The 17343-nt window shown below is 61.6% G+C and carries 17 protein-coding genes and 1 tRNA gene; 13 read left to right on the top strand and 5 right to left on the bottom strand.

Translation table 11 applies throughout. The features are described 5' to 3' along the window. Window positions 1-348: 348 nt before the first annotated feature. Window positions 349-1236, top strand: coding sequence for a DMT family transporter (locus tag NR193_RS26160; protein WP_256753627.1), 888 nt, complete (start codon window positions 349-351; stop codon window positions 1234-1236). A 189-nt stretch (window positions 1237-1425) separates the two neighbouring features. Here NR193_RS26160 and NR193_RS26155 read toward each other — a convergent pair. Then, a tRNA-Gly gene (locus NR193_RS26155) sits at window positions 1426-1499 on the bottom strand. 172 nt (window positions 1500-1671) lie between these two features. Between NR193_RS26155 and NR193_RS26150 the strand changes: the two genes are divergently transcribed. After that, the gene (locus tag NR193_RS26150) at window positions 1672-2190 is read left to right on the top strand and encodes a potassium channel family protein (protein ID WP_375162743.1); all 519 of its coding nucleotides are present in this window, start codon (window positions 1672-1674) and stop codon (window positions 2188-2190) included. A gap of 12 nt (window positions 2191-2202) precedes the next feature. Here NR193_RS26150 and hemN read toward each other — a convergent pair whose 3' ends face one another. After that, window positions 2203-3552 (bottom strand): oxygen-independent coproporphyrinogen III oxidase, encoded by a 1350-nt coding sequence (gene hemN / locus NR193_RS26145; RefSeq protein ID WP_256753626.1) that lies wholly within the window; start codon window positions 3550-3552, stop codon window positions 2203-2205. Between the two features lie 156 nt (window positions 3553-3708). Here hemN and NR193_RS26140 point away from each other — a divergent pair, with 156 nt between their 5' ends. After that, on the top strand, window positions 3709-4437 hold the full coding sequence (locus tag NR193_RS26140; RefSeq protein ID WP_256753690.1) for a Crp/Fnr family transcriptional regulator: 729 nt from the start codon (window positions 3709-3711) through the stop codon (window positions 4435-4437). Here the strand turns inward: NR193_RS26140 and NR193_RS26135 are convergent. Next, the gene (locus NR193_RS26135; protein WP_256753689.1) at window positions 4434-4850 is read right to left on the bottom strand and encodes a hemerythrin domain-containing protein; all 417 of its coding nucleotides are present in this window, start codon (window positions 4848-4850) and stop codon (window positions 4434-4436) included. The genes NR193_RS26140 and NR193_RS26135 overlap by 4 nt on opposite strands. A 252-nt stretch (window positions 4851-5102) precedes the next feature. Here NR193_RS26135 and ccoN point away from each other — a divergent pair, with 252 nt between their 5' ends. The 10 genes from ccoN to NR193_RS26085 all read left to right on the top strand — a co-directional run bounded on the left by ccoN (window position 5103) and on the right by NR193_RS26085 (window position 15439). After that, window positions 5103-6713, top strand: a complete 1611-nt coding sequence (ccoN, locus tag NR193_RS26130; protein WP_256753625.1) for a cytochrome-c oxidase, cbb3-type subunit I — start codon at window positions 5103-5105, stop codon at window positions 6711-6713. Between the two features lie 11 nt (window positions 6714-6724). Further along, window positions 6725-7456: a cytochrome-c oxidase, cbb3-type subunit II gene (gene ccoO, locus NR193_RS26125; RefSeq protein WP_256753624.1), complete on the top strand. Its 732-nt coding sequence runs from the start codon at window positions 6725-6727 to the stop codon at window positions 7454-7456. Between the two features lie 12 nt (window positions 7457-7468). After that, window positions 7469-7618 (top strand): cbb3-type cytochrome c oxidase subunit 3, encoded by a 150-nt coding sequence (locus NR193_RS26120; RefSeq protein WP_091586321.1) that lies wholly within the window; start codon window positions 7469-7471, stop codon window positions 7616-7618. A gap of 2 nt (window positions 7619-7620) precedes the next feature. Then, entirely contained in the window at window positions 7621-8484 is an 864-nt protein-coding gene (gene ccoP / locus NR193_RS26115; RefSeq protein WP_256753623.1) for a cytochrome-c oxidase, cbb3-type subunit III, read from the top strand. A gap of 217 nt (window positions 8485-8701) precedes the next feature. Next, window positions 8702-10261, top strand: coding sequence for a cytochrome c oxidase accessory protein CcoG (gene ccoG / locus NR193_RS26110; RefSeq protein WP_256753622.1), 1560 nt, complete (start codon window positions 8702-8704; stop codon window positions 10259-10261). Beyond that, on the top strand, window positions 10258-10755 hold the full coding sequence (locus NR193_RS26105; RefSeq protein ID WP_256753621.1) for a FixH family protein: 498 nt from the start codon (window positions 10258-10260) through the stop codon (window positions 10753-10755). The genes ccoG and NR193_RS26105 overlap by 4 nt, the downstream gene beginning before the upstream one ends. Then, a complete protein-coding gene (locus tag NR193_RS26100) occupies window positions 10752-13040 on the top strand; it encodes a heavy metal translocating P-type ATPase (RefSeq protein WP_256753620.1) in 2289 nt (762 codons plus the stop codon). Before NR193_RS26105 ends, NR193_RS26100 begins: the two co-directional genes overlap by 4 nt. After that, window positions 13037-13192 carry a cbb3-type cytochrome oxidase assembly protein CcoS gene (gene ccoS, locus NR193_RS26095; RefSeq protein WP_256753619.1) on the top strand — a complete coding sequence of 52 codons (156 nt, stop codon included), beginning with the start codon at window positions 13037-13039 and terminating at the stop codon, window positions 13190-13192. The genes NR193_RS26100 and ccoS overlap by 4 nt, the downstream gene beginning before the upstream one ends. A 221-nt stretch (window positions 13193-13413) precedes the next feature. Next, on the top strand, window positions 13414-14520 hold the full coding sequence (gene nirK, locus NR193_RS26090) for a copper-containing nitrite reductase (RefSeq protein WP_256753618.1): 1107 nt from the start codon (window positions 13414-13416) through the stop codon (window positions 14518-14520). A 52-nt stretch (window positions 14521-14572) separates the two neighbouring features. After that, window positions 14573-15439 carry an SUMF1/EgtB/PvdO family nonheme iron enzyme gene (locus NR193_RS26085; RefSeq protein WP_256753617.1) on the top strand — a complete coding sequence of 289 codons (867 nt, stop codon included), beginning with the start codon at window positions 14573-14575 and terminating at the stop codon, window positions 15437-15439. Window positions 15440-15494: 55 nt separating this feature from the next. Here NR193_RS26085 and NR193_RS26080 read toward each other — a convergent pair whose 3' ends face one another. Together NR193_RS26080 and NR193_RS26075 are read right to left on the bottom strand one after the other, a co-directional pair. Then, window positions 15495-16670, bottom strand: a complete 1176-nt coding sequence (locus NR193_RS26080) for an NnrS family protein (RefSeq protein WP_256753616.1) — start codon at window positions 16668-16670, stop codon at window positions 15495-15497. A 105-nt stretch (window positions 16671-16775) separates the two neighbouring features. Next, entirely contained in the window at window positions 16776-17213 is a 438-nt protein-coding gene (locus NR193_RS26075; protein WP_256753615.1) for a pseudoazurin, read from the bottom strand. Between the last annotated feature and the right edge of the window lie 130 nt (window positions 17214-17343).

Here is a 17343-nt window from a genome sequence, read left to right as displayed (position 1 = left end):
CCAATCGTGCCGATGTTCACATGAGGCTTAGTGCGCTCGAATTTACCTTTTGCCATAGTCTCTTTCCTTGGACGGCCTTGACCTTCAGTTCAGTCGAATGCGGGGCGATTAGCGACAAAGGCCAAAAAACACAAGCGTCTTTTGGCCGGGCGCCGTCTCACTCGGTCCGAACCCGAGATCCGGTTGCGGGGTGTGGCGCTGATATAGGAATGCCTGCGGGCGAATGAAATGGGCGAGAGACCGATCGAATGAAACCGGTATGCGACCTCGGCCTTGCCCATCACTGTCTGATTCACGGCCAGTTCATGGCCCATTGCGGTCGTCATCCAGGTCTGATCTCCTGACTGGATGCATTTCCTTCCGACGACCGTTCGCGGCCCGCTGTTCATGATCATTTCGACCGGGTCGTATCTCGTCAATGATACGATGATGAAGCTCGCAACGTCAGGCCTGCCGTCCTACGAAGTGCTGTTTCTGCGCGGCACGGCCGCAACGCTCTGGGGCTTCCCGCTGCTGTTCGCGCTCGGCTACGGCAAACAGATTCCGCTGATCTTCGACAAGCGCGTGCTGCGCAGGAACCTGCTCGAGCTGGCGGCGATCCTTTGCTATGTCGTGGCGCTCGCAAACATGCAGATCGCGGATTCGACCGCGCTCGGACAGATCACGCCACTGTTGATGCTGGTCGGCTCGTCGATCCTGTTTGGCGAGCGGATCGGCGGCCAGCGCATGGCGCTGATCGGGCTCGGCTTCATCGGCGCGCTTATGGTGGCACAACCGACCATGCAAGGCATTTCGATCTACGCCTTGCTGGCGCTGGGCAACGCGGCGCTTGCGGCGGCGCGCGACCTTGCCGGCAGGCGGGTCTCGGCCGAGGTGCCGGGGATGATCGTGGCGATTTCCGCCGTCGTGGTGGTGCTTATCGGCGCCGGTGCCGCGCATCTGGTCTCGGAGCGCTGGGTCATGCCCGAGACGCACCACCTGCTGCTGATGGCCGGCGCCGGATTCTTCCTGATCTTCGGTCACTTCTTCATCTTCATGGCCTATCGCGTCGGGCCAACGAGCGCCGTGGCGCCCTTCTACTATTGCTTCACCGTCTGGGCGGTCATTTCGGGCCTGCTTGTGTTCGGGCAATTCCCCAACGCACTGGCCGTCTGCGGCATCCTGCTGGTTGTCGGCAGCGGACTGACCATCGTGTCTCTGGATCAGCGCCAGCGCAGGCTGACCGTCGTCGCATAGCGCCCGTCACCGGGCGCAAAGCGTCGGTACGGATGAAGGCCTGGAGCGAATAGGAGCCCCCAATATTCCGTCTGGGAGCCAATAGCGCGCCCTCGAAGCGTTCACGCCCGTGCGCAGCAAGATACTCGCTCGGTTGAACGCTTTGGCGTTTAACCGGACGTCAGGTCAGAGGCAGTTGGCGTGGACGTTTGGAGCGGGTAGCGGGAATCGAACCCGCACTGTGAGCTTGGAAGGCTCTTGTGATACCATTTCACCATACCCGCATACAGTGACCTAGCTAGTCGACGTTGTTGCGAAGGTCAAGGACCGTCAATCCGGCATTCGGGACCAACAGTCGGCCAGCCCACCCGAAGCGATTTCAGTCAACGCGGTGCCAAACAAGACCGTCGACAGTGCCAAGCTTGCGCCTCACGGCTGTGCGTCAACAGCCTGCCGGTGAAACCTGCCGGTTCAACGCTCGAAAGCCGCCCAGGTTTGATTTCGCGCAAGGAAGGACTCAGTTGCAATTTCTACCTTCCGCGCATGGTCCTCAATCTGCTCATCGGCACCGTCATCATAAGTCTGACAGTCCTGGTCCACACTTTTGGCCTCATCGCCATCACGCATGCGATGGGATACCTTGTCGCGCGGTTTCGCATGCATGGGCGTCGCAGCCGCATTGTCGCTATGATCAGCGTGGTGATGGGACTCTTCGCCGTCATGACCACCGAGGTATGGCTCTGGGCCGGGCTGTACCGGTTGCTCAATATCTTCGTCGACTTCGAAACCGCCCTGTACTTTTCAACCATAACCTTTGCGACGGTTGGCTATGGCGACGTCGTGCCTGCTCATGGATGGCGTATGCTGGCGGCCCTTGAGGGCGTGAACGGGTTCCTGCTCATTGGCTGGTCGACCGCATATCTGATAGCCGCAGGAACCCGCATCGGCCCGTTCAAGGCTGGGGAGCATTTTTGACGGGATCGATTGTCAGACCGCCACTGAATGCCTGCTCTTCCCGGTTTCGAGATATTTGTCGAACTTCGCTGCAATGCTTCTGACAAAGGGGCGACTTTCCGCCGGCACGACGAAACAGTCGCCGTCGAGTTCAAGCAACCGGTCGGGATCTTTGAGAGCCATGGAACTTGCCTCGAGAAGGAGCCGTTGGCCGCGCTCGCCGAAGCGCTCCACCAGATCGATTGCCGAGAAGGCGAAATCGCACATCAGGCGCTCGATGACCCAACCACGGACGCGATCGTCATCGGACAATGCGATGCCACGGATCGCGGCCAGTCCGCCGCCTGCGACCATGCGTCCATACTCGGCGGTTGAAGGCATGTTCTGCGCGTAGCCTTGGCGAAATTGGCTGATGGATGACGGGCCAAGGCCGATCAGCGTTTCGCAGCGATCCTCGGTGTAGCCCTGGAAGTTTCGGTGCAATCTCCCCGAACGGGACGCAACCGCCAGCGCATCGCCGGGCTTTGCGAAATGGTCGAGCCCGATGGCCTCGTATCCCTTGTCGACGATCGCCCGCGCGGCCAGTTGCGATTGCTCGAAACGCTCCACGGGACCGGGCAACCATGCCTCGTCGATCATCGTCTGATGTTTCTTGAACCACGGCACATGGGCGTAGCCAAAAAGCGCTATCCGGTCGGGCTCCAGGGTCAGCGCCTGCTCGACGGTGGAAGAGACGCTCTCCCTGGTCTGATGCGGCAAGCCGTAGAGCAGATCGAGGTTCACGGACTCGACACCGCGTGAGCGAACCCCGTCGACGACAGCCTTGGTCAGCCGGAAGCTCTGCTCGCGGTTGATCGCCTTCTGCACCTTCGGATCGAAATCCTGTACGCCGAGGCTCGCTCGCGTCATGCCGATTTCGGCGAGTGCGTCGAGGCGTCCTTCGTCCATATCGTTAGGTTCGATTTCGACGCTGATCCTGGCGTCTGGAAGAAAATCAAAGCTGGCGCGCAATGCCGCACCCAGCGCCACCATGTCCTCGGGCTTCAGCATCGTCGGAGAGCCGCCGCCGAGGTGGACAGCACGCACCCCGGCCTTGCCGGCGACGATACGGGCAACCGTGGCGATCTCCGCATGCAACGAACGGAGATAGGCGGTCACCGGTTCATAGTGACGTGTCTGCTTGGTATGGCAGGCGCAGAACCAGCAGAGCCTGTCGCAGTAGGGGATATGCAGATAGAGTGAAATCTCATCGCCGTTCCCGAGCGCTTCCAGCCAGCCTCGACAGGCAGTGGCATCGATCCCCGGATGGAAATGCGGCGCGGTCGGATAACTGGTGTAGCGCGGCACGTTCTGGCCAAGTCTGGCAGCTAGTTCCGGTCGCATGTCACGATCCTTGTGTTTGCATGGTCGAGGAAATGGCCGCATCGGCACGCCAATGCCTTGATTTCGGTCAAAGCCTCTTCAACGGACAAACTGCCGCAAGGCATTTTCAATGGCCGATGCTATCTTGCCGGCATTCTGGATCCACGGACGACCGCGATGACAGTGCGTCAAGATGTTCACAGCGCCGGCATTCCCGTGCTTTGCCAATCCTGCGAGGCAAGGCATCGCGGCGTTTGCGGTGCGCTTGACCCCGACCAGTTGGTCGCGCTCTCCAAGACCTCATCGAGGTACACGATTGAACCAGGAGCAGAACTGATTGGCGATGCCGAGACCGTCAACAGCTATTCCAATGTGCTTTCCGGCGTGGTGAAGCTGACAAAGGGCCTTTCGGATGGACGCCAGCAGATCGTCGGCCTGCAGTTCGCCCCCGATTTTCTGGGGCGCCCTTTCAAGGTAGAAAGCGAGATCAACGCCGAAGCGGCAACAGCCGTGTCCCTGTGTTCATTTCCAAAGGCGTCCATCGAAAGGATGATGAGGGAGTCGCCGGAGCTCGAGCATCGCCTGCTCAAGCAAACACTGAAGGAGCTCGACGAAGCACGCGAGTGGATGGTGACGCTGGGACGCAAGACCGCTTCGGAGAAAGTGGCGAGCTTTCTGCTGATGATTGCCAGGAATATCGATCCTGCAACTGATCCGGCCACCAATTCGACGAGCTTCGATCTGCCGCTCACACGCGCCGACATCGCCGATTTTCTCGGTCTGACGATCGAGACGGTGAGCCGCCAGTTGACCAGACTGCGTGCGGAGAAGGTAGTCCGGATCGAAAACAATCGACATGTGACGGTGGAAAGCCTGAGCCGCCTGGAGCGCCGCTCCGGGGCCTAGCGCGCGTCCGCGATCCCGATCATCGGCAAGACATGCTCGCGTTCGAATGCGATGTGCCTGCGCATGCTTTCGAAGAAGCCGCGCAGCATAAAGCCTATGGCTTCTGGATTCTCGACAGGCTCGCCGTGACCGATCGCCAGCAGAATTTCAGTCACCTCGCCGGCAAAGCACTCGTCTTCCACGTGTTCGGCCCGCAACCGCCGGGTTGAGGCAAGGTTCGCATCGCTGCCGACCACCGCCTCTTCGTAAGCGGGGAAAATGATCGTCTCTTCATATTGATGAATGTTGCGCAAAAGCGGCAAGATCGCGTTAGCCGTGCTGAGACACATCAGAGGATCGACGCCTGGCAACGCATCGGCGATCTTCTCCAGAGAATCGCAGAGCTGCAGTTTCTCGCCATGCGCGCGCCTCATCACGGCTGCGGGCACTGTTTCCCTGTCGGACCGTCCAGCCAGCGTGAAAATTTCGCGGCGGTTTTCAAACAGCGGCGATCCTCGCCCTTTCTCCGAGTTCAATGGCAGCCTCCCGGTCGTTTGCGAGACCGACGCTGCCCAATCCGAACGCACCGAGCTTTGACATGGATCAAGGCGGCCACAAAGCCGCTGCTAAATGGTGCCGTTGCGGACCGATGTCCGCGAATCGGAATCCGAGGTCGGGGATATGTCATGAAATTCGGCACTGAAATCGTGGCTCTAGGCCTGTTTGCGTTTGCGGCCCTGGTGGCGGCAGGGTTCGGCGTGGACGAACCCTTTCGCCAGCATATGTGGGTGCTGTTCATCGTGCTGGTGGGCTTTACCGTTGTTCTTCTTCGCAACACCAGTTTCGCGCGGGCGGCCGTGGTTGACGCATCGGCCTACATGGATGGGCCGATCCGCTACGGCGCCATCGCCACCATGTTCTGGGGTGTTGTCGGCATGCTGGTCGGCGTGATCATCGCGCTGCAGCTCGCCTATCCGGACCTCAATATCCAACCCTGGTTGAACTTCGGCCGGCTGCGGCCACTGCACACGTCCGCCGTCGTCTTTGCCTTTGGCGGCAATGCGCTTCTTTGCACGTCCTTGTACGTGGTACAGCGCACCAGCCGCGCGCGGCTGTTTGGCGGTGGCCTCGCCTGGTTCGTGTTCTGGGGATATCAGCTTTTCATCGTCATGGCCGCGACCGGCTATCTGCTCGGCATCACCGAGAGCCGCGAATACGCCGAACCCGAATGGTACGTGGACATCTGGCTGACCATCGTCTGGGTCGCCTATCTCATCCTGTTCCTTGGCACGATCCTGAAGCGCAAGGAGCCGCATATCTACGTCGCCAACTGGTTCTACCTGTCCTTCATCGTCACCATCGCGATGCTGCATGTGGTCAACAACCTGTCGATGCCAGCCTCATTCCTGGGCTCCAAGAGCTATTCCGCTTTTTCCGGTGTCCAGGATGCCCTGACGCAGTGGTGGTACGGTCACAACGCCGTCGGCTTCTTCCTCACCGCCGGCTTCCTCGGCATGATGTATTACTTCGTGCCCAAGCAGGCGAACCGGCCGATCTACTCCTATCGCCTCTCGATCATCCACTTCTGGGCGCTGATCTTCCTCTACATCTGGGCCGGTCCGCACCATCTCCACTACACCGCCCTGCCCGACTGGGCGCAGACGCTCGGCATGGTGTTCTCGATCATGCTGTGGATGCCGTCATGGGGCGGCATGATCAACGGCCTGATGACGCTGTCCGGCGCCTGGGACAAGCTCCGCACCGATCCAATCATCCGCATGATGGTGATGGCCATCGCCTTCTACGGCATGTCGACCTTCGAAGGCCCGATGATGTCGATCAAGACGGTCAATTCGCTGTCGCATTATACCGACTGGACCATTGGCCACGTGCATTCCGGTGCGCTCGGCTGGGTGGGCATGATCTCGTTCGGCGCGATCTACTACATGGTGCCGAAGCTGTGGAACCGCGACCGGCTCTATTCGCTGCGGCTGGTCACCTGGCACTTCTGGCTGGCGACGCTCGGCATCGTCGTCTACGCCGCGGTGATGTGGGTGTCCGGCATCATGCAGGGCCTGATGTGGCGCGAATACGACGAGCAGGGCTTCCTGGTCTACTCCTTCGCTGAAACCGTCGCCGCCATGCACCCCTACTACGTCATGCGCGCCATCGGCGGGGCGATGTACCTCTCCGGCGCTCTGATCATGGCCTGGAACATCACCATGACCATCCTCGGACACCAGCGCGAGGAGGAGCCAATGCCCGGCTCCGTTCCCGCCCTTCAGCCTGCCGAATAAGGAGCCAGAAAATGGGCTTGATGGACAAACACGCAATCATCGAGAAGAACGCCACGCTTCTTCTCGTTGGCTCTCTTCTTGTGGTGACCGTCGGCGGCATCGTCGAGATCGCACCGCTCTTCTATCTCGACAATACGATCGAAAAGGTCGAGGGCATGCGGCCTTATTCGCCGCTCGAACTCGCCGGACGCAACATCTATGTGCGCGAAGGTTGCTACCTCTGCCACAGCCAGATGATCAGGCCGTTCCGCGACGAAGTCGAACGCTACGGTCACTACAGCCTGGCGGCCGAGTCGATGTACGATCATCCTTTCCAGTGGGGATCGAAGCGAACCGGGCCGGACCTTGCCCGGGTCGGCGACCGCTACTCGAATGGATGGCACGTTCAGCACCTTACGGATCCGCGTTCGGTGGTGCCGGAATCGATCATGCCGAGCTACGCGTTCCTGAAGGACAGGCCGATCGAGGTGAAGGATTTCTCGACACATCTGGTCGCCAACAGGCGGGTCGGCGTCCCCTACTCCGATGACATGATCGCTCACGCCAACGCCGACCTGATGACGCAGTCCGATCCCAATGCCGACACATCCGGCCTCGAGACCCGCTACCCCAAGGCCAAGATCGGCGACTTCGACGGCAACCCGCAACAGGTCACCGAAATGGATGCCCTCGTCGCCTATCTGCAGATGCTCGGCACCTTGGTCGATTTCAAGAACTACGACGAAGCCGCCGGCTATCGCTGAGGAGTTTTATCGATGGATTACAATTTGATGCGAGAGTTCGCTGACAGCTGGGGCCTGGTTGCCATGGCGCTTTTCTTTGTCGGCGCAGTCGCCTTCGCATTCCGCCCCGGCAGCCGCGGCCAAGCGGACGAAGCCGCCCGTATTCCTCTCAAGGACGATTGACGATGAGCAACGAGCATATCGACGAGGTCACTGGCGTCTCGACCACTGGCCATGAGTGGGACGGCATCAGGGAGCTCAACAATCCGCTTCCGCGCTGGTGGATCATAACATTCTATATCACCATTGTCTGGGCGATCGGCTATACCATTGCGTACCCGGCATGGCCGATGCTGACCTCGGCAACCAAGGGTGTGCTCGGCTATTCGAGCCGTAACGACGTCGGGAACGAGCTGGCAGCGGCCGAGGTTGCCAAGGGCAAGTATGTCGCGGCAATTCAATCGAAAACCGTGTCCGAGATCGCCTCCGACGATGCGTTGCGCGAATTCGCCATCGCCGCCGGTGGCGCCGCGTTCAAGGTCAATTGCGTGCAGTGCCACGGCTCCGGCGCCCAAGGGTCCAAGGGCTTTCCGAACCTGAACGACGACGACTGGTTGTGGGGCGGCAAGGCCGAGCAGATCCAGCAAACGATCACGCACGGCATCCGCTTCGCGTCCGATACGGATACCCGCGTGTCGGAAATGCCGGCCTTTGGCGACGTCATCACCGGCGACCAGATCCAACAGGTCAGCGCCTACGTCGCCAGCCTGTCAGGCCCTGTCAGCGACCAAGCTTTGGTCGCGCCCGGCGCCAAGGTCTTTGCGGAAAATTGCGTGGCCTGTCACGGCGACAACGCGAAAGGCAACAAGGAACTCGGCGCCCCCGACCTGACCGATGCGATCTGGCTCTATGGACCCGGCGAAACAGCCATCGCCGCCCAGGTTCGCGCGCCGAAACATGGCGTGATGCCGGCCTGGGGCGCGCGCCTGGGCGAAACCAAGGTCAAGGAGCTGGCGGTCTATGTGCATTCGCTTGGCGGTGGAGAATAGGAAGCGGGGGTCCATTCTCTGGCCATCATCGCCCAGGCGACGAGGCCCGGCTCAGCCGGGCCTCGATTTGCATTCCGGCAACCCGGTTTGACTTGCATCAACGCGGTGCAGCTTGCCATGCGGCAAAGCTTCGCCGACGCGCGGCACTCAGGACGCCAGTAGAATCGGGAATGTCCGGCTGCACGGCAAACCATCGGTTGCGCGATTGGAGATACTCGTGCTGGACAACACACAGGTAGAACGGCTCGAAGCCGAGGCGGTCAACTCCGCCAAGACCCGTCAGCCACTTTACGCGGCACGCAAGAAGATCTTCCCGAAACGCGCCTCAGGCAGCTTTCGCCGCTTCAAGTGGCTGGTGATGGCGATCACGCTGGGCATCTATTATCTGACGCCGTGGTTGCGGTGGGATCGTGGCCCATTCGCCCCGGACCAGGCCGTGCTGCTCGATCTCGCCAACCGGCGCTTCTACTTCTTCTTCATCGAGATATGGCCGCAGGAGTTCTACTATGTGGCCGGCCTGCTGGTCATGGCCGGCGTCGGCCTTTTCCTGATCACGTCGACAGTCGGGCGTGCCTGGTGCGGCTACACATGCCCACAGACCGTATGGGTCGATCTGTTTCTGGTCGTCGAGCGGGCCATCGAAGGCGATCGCAACGCGCGCATGAAGCTCGATGCCGGGCCCTGGACCGTCCGCAAGCTCGTGCTGCGGGTATCGAAACACGCCATCTGGCTGGTCATAGGCGCGGCGACCGGCGGCGCCTGGATTTTCTATTTCGCCGATGCGCCGACGCTGGCTGTCGAGCTCTTTACCGGCACCGCGGCGCCCGTCGCCTACATCACCGTCGCCGTGCTGACGGCGACGACCTATACGTTCGGCGGGCTGATGCGCGAGCAAGTCTGCACCTATATGTGCCCATGGCCGCGCATCCAGGCGGCCATGCTCGACGAGAATTCCCTCACCGTCACCTACAATGACTGGCGCGGCGAACCGCGCTCGCGTCACGCCAAGAAGGTCCTTGCCGCAGGGCAGCCCGTCGGCGACTGCGTCGACTGCAATGCCTGCGTCGCGGTCTGCCCGATGGGAATCGACATTCGCGATGGCCAGCAACTCGAATGCATCACCTGCGCGCTTTGCATCGACGCCTGCGACGGCGTCATGGACAAGCTCGGCAGGGAGCGCGGGCTGATCTCCTACGCGACGCTCTCCGACTACAACGCCAACATGACGCTGGCGACCGCGGGCGGTTCCAGTTCCGTCAATCCGTCGCTGGTCAGGGCGGCGGATGGCACGTTCTCCGACAAGGTGGCCCATTTTCATATCCGCAAGATCTTCCGGCCGCGCACTTACGTCTACATGGCTATGTGGTCGCTGATCGGCTTGGGCCTGCTCTATTCGCTGCTGACGCGCGACCGGCTCGAAGTCAACGTGCTGCATGACCGCAATCCGCAGTTCGTCACGCTGTCCGACGGTTCGATCCGCAACGGTTACACCGTCAAACTGCTCAACATGATCCCCGAGCCAAGGACGATCGTCGTCACCATTCAAGGCTTGCAGGGAGCCGAGATGAGCGTCGTTGGCATGGATCTGCCCGTTGGTCGTTCCGTCCCGATTTCGGTCGAGCCCGACCGGCTGAAGATGCTGAAGGTTTTCGTGCGCCAGCCGGCGGGTCAGATCCAGGGCACGGCGCAGACCTTCAAGTTCCGGGTCGAGGACAAGGCGAGTTTCGAGTCGGACGAGTACACCGCCACCTTCAACGCACCGGAGATCGCCAGATGACCGCCAAGGCGCAGAGGCCCCGCGAATTCACCGGCAAGCACATGTTGGCCGTCATCCTTGCCTTTTTCGGCGTGATCCTCGCGGTCAATCTGACCCTGGCGACGCTCGCCAACACAAGCTGGACTGGTCTCGTGGTCGAGAACACCTACGTAGCGAGCCAGCAGTTCAACAAAAAGGCAGAGGAAGGGCGGGCGCAGGCGGCCCTCGGCTGGACCGGCAAGCTGACCATCGCCTGGGGCGAGGTCCGCTACAGCCTCACTGATGCCGCCGGCAAGCCGGTTGCCTTGCATGGTGTCAAGGTGCTGTTTCGCCATCCGGCTTACGAGAAAGAGGACAAATCCGTCACGCTCGCCCTCGCCACTGGCCAGGAATTCGCCGCCCAGCACATGCCAAAGGACGGCGTCTGGATCGTCGAAGTGGACGCCGATGCCGGTCTCGCGGAACCCTATCGCGAGGTCCGTAGGATCATGATTTCCCATGGAGCGCTGCAATGAGCTGTTGTGCGCCGGGCGCGGAAATGGCGCTGGATATGGACAGCGGCACATCCGTCCTACCGTCGAGCCAGGAGATCAAGCTGGCGAGCCGATCGCTTGGTGACGGTCTCAACCAGACCGACCTTTCAGTCCCCACGGTTCATTGCGCAGCCTGCATCCAATCAATCGAGACGGCGTTGGGAAAGCTCGATCGCGTGGAGAGCGCTCGTGTCAACCTGTCGACCAAACGGGTTTCGGTCCAGTGGCGTGGCGACGACGTTCCGCCGCTCGTCGCCGCGCTTGGGCGGCTCGGCTACCAGGCGCATCTGTTCGCCCCCGAGGTCGATGAAAAGGACAAGACGCTTTCGGAGCTGATCCGCGCCGTCGCGGTTGCCGGTTTTGCGGCCGGCAACATCATGCTGCTCTCGGTTTCGGTCTGGTCCGGTGCTGAAGGCCCGACCCGCGATCTGTTCCACTGGGTCTCGGCGCTGATCGCCATCCCGGCGCTTGCCTTCGCCGGCGGCATCTTCTTCCGCTCGGCCTGGAATGCGCTGCGCCACGGCCGCATGAACATGGACGTGCCCATCGCGGTCGGTGTCTCGCTCGCCTACGCCATGAGCCTCTACGAGACGATCAACCATGGCGACCACGCCTATTTCGATGCGTCGGTATCGTTGCTGTTCTTCCTGTTGATCGGCCGCACGCTGGATCACGTGATGCGCGAAAGAGCCCGAACCGCCGTGAAAGGCCTGTCACAACTGGCGGCGCGTGGCGCCATGGTGGTGCGCGGCGATGGCGCGCGCGACTACCTGCCGATTGGCGAGATCGAACCAGGCATGCAGCTGCTGATCGCAGCCGGCGAAAGGATTCCTGTCGACGGAAAGATCATTCGGGGATCGTCGGATCTGGACTGCTCTCTGGTTTCCGGCGAGAGCACGCCCAGAAACGCGGCGCCGGGCGAGTCCGTGCAGGCCGGCGTGCTCAACCTTACCGGCCCGCTGACAGTCCAGGCGACAGCCGCCGCGAAGGATTCTTTCCTGGCGGAAATGGTTCGGCTGATGGAAGCCGCCGAGGGCGGCCGCGCGCACTACCGCCGCATCGCCGACCGCGTTTCGGCGCTCTATGCTCCGGTGGTTCATCTCACCGCGTTCGTGACATTCCTTGGCTGGATGGCGGCGACCGGTGACTGGCATCGGGCGATGACCATCGCCATCGCCGTTCTCATCATCACATGCCCGTGCGCGCTCGGCCTCGCCGTACCGATCGTGCAGGTGGTGGCGGCGCGGCGCTTGTTCGAAAACGGCATCATGGTCAAGGACGGTTCGGCCATGGAACGCCTGGCAGCGATTGATACGGCGGTGTTCGACAAGACCGGCACGCTCACGCTCGGACAGCCCCGTCTCATCAATGCGTCGGCGATCGATCCGGCCATGCTGGCCATCGCAGCCGACATGGCCGCGCATTCGCGTCACCCATATTCAAAGGCCATAGCCGGCTTTGCAGGTCTCGCAGGCCGGCCGAAGCTCGAATCTGTCAGCGAGCACCCTGGTTTCGGGATTGAGGCCAGCGCGGCTGGAAGCACCTGGCGATTGGGCCGACGCGGATGGGCTGGATGGAAGGCGCGAACCGGCGGAGAAGGCAGACATGGCCATGGCGGAACGGTTCTGACGAAAGACGGGATCATTGTTGCGACCTTCGACTTCGAGGATGCGTTGCGTGCCGACGCCAGGGCAGCCATACTGGAATTGAGGGATGCCGGGGTGTCGGTCGAGATGCTCTCGGGGGATACCGCCGGGGCCTGTGGCAAAGTCGCGGAGATGCTGAACATAGATAGCTTCGTCCCGGCCCTGCTCCCTTCCGGCAAGGTCGAGCACATCGAAACCCTGGCGAAAGCCGAACACAAGGTCCTGATGGTCGGCGATGGGCTCAACGACACGCCGGCACTGAGCGCGGCGCATGTCTCGATCGCTCCGGCCACCGCCGCCGACATCGGCCGCAGCGCTGCGGATTTCGTGTTCCTGCGCGAAAGCCTTCTGGCCGTGCCGCTTGCCGTGGACGTCTCGCGCAAGGCGGGAAGCCTGATCCGTCAGAACATCGCCATCGCGATCGTCTACAATGCCGTAGCGGTACCGATCGCCATCCTGGGCCACGTTACGCCGCTGATCGCGGCGATCGCCATGTCCGCCTCGTCGCTGCTTGTGATCGGAAATGCGCTGCGCCTGCAAGGCTTTGTGGCAAACGCACCGGCGCAAGACGCGCGGCGGGACAGGCGCGGCGGGGTCGGCCAGCTGGCACAATCCTCATGACGACGCTTGTCTACCTCATACCCGTGGCCCTCTTTCTTGGCGCGCTGGGCCTGGCTGGCTTCCTGTGGGCCGTGAGGAGCGGTCAATACGAGGACCTCGACGGAGCCGCCGAGCGGATCCTAATCGATCGGGACGACAAGCCGGACCTCTGATCCGGGTGGCTTGGCCGACAAGGGCACCCAAGAGCACCGATGTCGTCCGTCGGCACAATGCCAGCGCTCCGCGCCATGTGATGCGCACGATTGCCCTTGGTCGAGGGCTCATGCCGACCAACTAATGAAACTCACCCAGTTTGCGCCAACGCAAAGAGACGCTGCGTCATCTCGGGTATCTTCTGCTCATCAGCAACGGTTGAGAGAGACAGGAGACTAACATGTTCACGCGACGCGAAGCCCTCTTCGGAGCAGCCATTGGCGCTGCCGCCGTGGCGGCGATGCCGGCATTTTCCGCAACGGTCACACAAGCTGACATCAAGGCGCTGCCGCGCGAAAAGATCAAGCTCGTGGCGCCGCCTTTCGTCCATCCGCACGATCAGGTAGCCAAGACAGGACCGAAGATCGTCGAATTCACCATGACGATCGAGGAAAAGCCCGTTGTCATCGACGCCGACGGCACAAAGCTCAATGCGATGACCTACAACGGCTCGATTCCTGGCCCGCTGATGGTCGTGCATCAGGATGACTATGTCGAACTGACGCTCATCAATCCCGATACCAACTCCCTCGCCCACAACATCGACTTCCACGCCGCGACCGGTGCGCTCGGCGGCGGCGGCCTCACCTTGATCAACCCCGGCGAACAGGTGACCCTGCGCTTCAAGGCAACCCGGACGGGAACGTTCGTCTATCACTGCGCGCCCGGCGGCCCGATGATCCCGTGGCATGTCGTCTCCGGCATGAACGGCGCGATCATGGTCCTGCCGCGCGATGGCCTGAGGAACGACCAGGGCAAGCCGGTCAAATACGACAGGATCTTCTACATCGGCGAGAGCGACTTCTACATCCCGCGCGACGAGAAGGGCAATTTCAAGAGCTACGAGTCGGCCGGCGACGGTTACGACGACATCGTCAAGGTGATGCGCGGGCTGATCCCGACGCATGTCGTGTTCAACGGCAAGGTCGGTTCGCTGACCGGCGACAACGCCATGAAGGCGAAGGTCGGCGAGACCGTGTTGATCGTCCATTCGCAGGCCAACCGCGATACGCGGCCGCACCTGATCGGCGGGCACGGTGATTATGTGTGGGAGCAAGGCAAATTCGCCAATCCGCCGGCAAAGGATCTGGAAACCTGGTTCATCCGTGGCGGCTCGGCGGGTTCGGCGCTCTATACGTTCCTGCAGCCGGGCATCTACGCCTACGTCAATCACAATCTGATCGAGGCCGTGGAACTCGGAGCGACCGCTCATTTCATGGTCGAGGGCACGTGGAATGACGACCTGATGACGCAGGTCGAGGCGCCGAAACCCATCGCCGTGAACTGATGATACCGAAAACTGCCCGGACAGCGATGCTGTCCGGGCTTGGACAAAAACAATGTCGCTTTCCATCTTGAAGCTTGTGTCGGTCGCCATGGCGGCCGCAACCGTGCCGGTAGGACTGTCGATACAAGCAGTCGGCGGGCATCGACAGTCCGACCCCGTTGCCATGACGACCTTGCTTCCCGGTGCGATCACCTACCCGATGCCCGGCGAGTTCCTGAAGGGCGGACGCCCGCAAGGCAATCCCCGTCTCGAGCGGCAACTCGACAAGCCTCTCGAAATCATGACCTATCAAGTCAGCGTCGGCGACTATGCGGCCTGTGTCGCGGCCGGCGGCTGTCAGCCACCACAGGAGACACGCGCGGTCCCGAGCGATGCTCCCGTGACCGGAGTGAGCTATCTCGACGCCGACGCCTATGCCCGGTGGTATTCGGAAGTGACCGGCGACCACTGGCGGTTGCCATCCGACGAGGAATGGGCCTTTGCCGCGGCTGAGCGGTTCGCTGGCGAATTCGAGGGCGTGGAAGACGACGCCAACAACCCCGCCAGGCGCTGGCTGACCAGCTACAAGGCCGAGGTGGAGCTCAAGATCAAACCGGACCCCCTGCCCAGGAGCCGTGGCTCCTTCGGAGTGAATTCCCGAGGCCTCGCCGACTTCTCCGGCAACGTCTGGGAATGGACGTCGACCTGCTATGTCCGCACAACGTTGGCTGCCGATGGCAGCGGTGTTGCTAGTTCGGTGGACAATTGCGGCGTCCATGTCCTTGAAGGGCGTCACAGAGCCTATATGTCCAACTTCGTCAGCGACGGGAAAAGCGGAGGCTGTGCCGTCGGAACGCCTCCCGACAATCTGGGATTCAGGTTGATCCGGGACCATGCGGGATGGGCGAACCAGATTTTCAGCTGGCTGGGCATCGCCTGAACAGGCACATCAACGTCTTTTCGACCCGTCACGAGCCCGCCTGCCGCTGCGCCGCTCACCGTGCCTTTGGCGTCAACAACGCGATTCCATAGGTCACCAGGAAGCCGGCAAATGCCGCCACCCACGCGGTGCCGGCAATGTCGATCATCACCCCATAGGGAACAAAAGTGGCCAGGATTCTCAGCGGTCCCGCGAGAAGGATGGCTACGAAGACAAACGAGGCGCCTCTTCCAGCCTTGAGCTCTCGTCCGGTGTGCCCGAGCGTTGCGCGGATCATCACGGCGAGCGTCATCGAGCCAACCGCACCGGTTCCGAGTGCGTGCAGTCCCGCCGCCGCCGGCACGGCGCCTGGGAAGAAGATCGACGCCGAGACCAGGGCAAGGCCGACCGGCACAAAGGCGTAGGCGAGATGAAGTATCAGCACGAGCGGATCCCGCAAGGTACGCTCGCCGGTCCATCGTGATAAACGCCATGCCTGGCCAATTGCGGCGGTCGCCAGCAGCAGCGCGGAGACGATGCTTTCCGGGGCGAATGTCCATGCTCCCAGTGCAATGGCCGAGATGGCTATCGATGCGATGTCAAAACGACCGAAAGGGGCGGGAAGCCTGCCAGGATTTTCGCGGACGAGCCAATTGCGCGTGAAGCTCGGGATGATACGCCCGCCGATGAGCGAGATGAGCATGATCGCCGCAGCCATGCCGAGCCTTCGGCTGATGTCCGATGTGCCATGAATATGTGCCTCGATATGAAACACGCCATTGGCGCAAGCCAGAACGGCAAGCGGGAGCAGCACCTTGAGGTTGCGCCAGTTGCGTCCGGCGACAATTTCGCGTGCCGCCGCCGCGGTGACCGCGAGCAGAAACGCTCCGTCGATCAGGGCGCCTGCTTCCCAGCCGATATCCGCCGAGAAGAAAACTGCGGCACGACCGGCAATCCACAGGACAACCAATGCCAGCAATGGCAAGCCTTGCACAGGCAGCCGGCCGGTCCAGTTCGGGATGGCGGTCAGCAGGAAGCCGGTAACGATCGCCGGCAGATAGCCGAACAACATCTCGTGGACATGCCAGTCGACGGGAACGAATGCACTGTGGGCGTCGAGTTCGCCCGCATAGATCGGCAGCCAAAGCAGAATGGAGAGCCCGGCATAGAGCGACCCCAGGAAGAAAAAGGGCCTGAACCCGTAGGAAAGAAACGCCGGCCCGGTGTAGGCCCGCAGGCGTGGAATTCCCATGACTTGCATCCTCAAATGAAAAGGGCCGGATGAACCGCCGCCCTCGGTCCGTCCGGCCCTGGCCTGCCAGCTGATGCCGACAGGCATGGCTGTATCGATTGCCGGTCAGTTGGCCGGGATCTGGCTGAACAGGTCGGCGAACACCGTCTTTGCCTTGCCTGGGTGCTTGACCGCCTTGGCGGCATCGAGGTTGACCGGTTTGCCGACAACGATCAGCGCGACCATGCCCATGCCATAGTGGGGTGCGCATCTGACACCGTAGACGCCCTCCTTGGTCAGTGTGACGGTGATTTCCTCGCTGGGCTTTCCCTTGAACGGTTCAGCGCCATCCGGAAGCATGCCCTTGATCGACTCAGCGTCGTGCGTCTTGTCGGTCGGCACGAACTTGACGGTGTCGCCGGGTGCGGCCTTGATGAAGTCTGGCTGGAAAACCATTGCGCCTTTTTCGCCTTTGTTGAGCATTTGCACCACGTGCTCTTCGGCGCTTGCGCCGGTGGCAAGCGCGAGGATGGAGATTGCGGCAGCGAGGATGGAGAGTTTCATCGATTTGTCCTTTGTTTCGACTTCGCGGCATTGGCCGTTCCATGCCATTTAGCCTGATATGCGCCGGCAGAATTTGCGCTGGCGCAAACTCGGGGTAGAAAGGTTTCCCGCACGACTGGTGCGGAACAGG

Origin of the sequence: Mesorhizobium sp. Mes31 (assembly GCF_024519675.1) — a bacterium.
Lineage (GTDB): Bacteria > Pseudomonadota > Alphaproteobacteria > Rhizobiales > Rhizobiaceae > Mesorhizobium.
The sequence above is the reverse complement of the archived record's forward strand: the minus strand, read 5'-3'. Positions and strand labels throughout refer to the sequence as shown.

What these genes read in the sequence shown, in the direction of transcription:
- NR193_RS26160 (WP_256753627.1), top strand. Translation starts at nt 349, where the DNA reads ATGCATTTCCTTCCGACGACCGTTCGCGGCCCGCTGTTCATGATCATT.
- hemN (WP_256753626.1), bottom strand. Translation starts at nt 3,552, where the DNA reads ATGCGACCGGAACTAGCTGCCAGACTTGGCCAGAACGTGCCGCGCTAC.
- NR193_RS26140 (WP_256753690.1), top strand. Translation starts at nt 3,709, where the DNA reads ATGACAGTGCGTCAAGATGTTCACAGCGCCGGCATTCCCGTGCTTTGC.
- NR193_RS26135 (WP_256753689.1), bottom strand. Translation starts at nt 4,850, where the DNA reads ATGAGGCGCGCGCATGGCGAGAAACTGCAGCTCTGCGATTCTCTGGAG.
- ccoN (WP_256753625.1), top strand. Translation starts at nt 5,103, where the DNA reads ATGAAATTCGGCACTGAAATCGTGGCTCTAGGCCTGTTTGCGTTTGCG.
- ccoO (WP_256753624.1), top strand. Translation starts at nt 6,725, where the DNA reads ATGGGCTTGATGGACAAACACGCAATCATCGAGAAGAACGCCACGCTT.
- NR193_RS26120 (WP_091586321.1), top strand. Translation starts at nt 7,469, where the DNA reads ATGGATTACAATTTGATGCGAGAGTTCGCTGACAGCTGGGGCCTGGTT.
- ccoP (WP_256753623.1), top strand. Translation starts at nt 7,621, where the DNA reads ATGAGCAACGAGCATATCGACGAGGTCACTGGCGTCTCGACCACTGGC.
- NR193_RS26105 (WP_256753621.1), top strand. Translation starts at nt 10,258, where the DNA reads ATGACCGCCAAGGCGCAGAGGCCCCGCGAATTCACCGGCAAGCACATG.
- NR193_RS26100 (WP_256753620.1), top strand. Translation starts at nt 10,752, where the DNA reads ATGAGCTGTTGTGCGCCGGGCGCGGAAATGGCGCTGGATATGGACAGC.
- ccoS (WP_256753619.1), top strand. Translation starts at nt 13,037, where the DNA reads ATGACGACGCTTGTCTACCTCATACCCGTGGCCCTCTTTCTTGGCGCG.
- nirK (WP_256753618.1), top strand. Translation starts at nt 13,414, where the DNA reads ATGTTCACGCGACGCGAAGCCCTCTTCGGAGCAGCCATTGGCGCTGCC.
- NR193_RS26085 (WP_256753617.1), top strand. Translation starts at nt 14,573, where the DNA reads ATGTCGCTTTCCATCTTGAAGCTTGTGTCGGTCGCCATGGCGGCCGCA.
- NR193_RS26080 (WP_256753616.1), bottom strand. Translation starts at nt 16,670, where the DNA reads ATGGGAATTCCACGCCTGCGGGCCTACACCGGGCCGGCGTTTCTTTCC.
- NR193_RS26075 (WP_256753615.1), bottom strand. Translation starts at nt 17,213, where the DNA reads ATGAAACTCTCCATCCTCGCTGCCGCAATCTCCATCCTCGCGCTTGCC.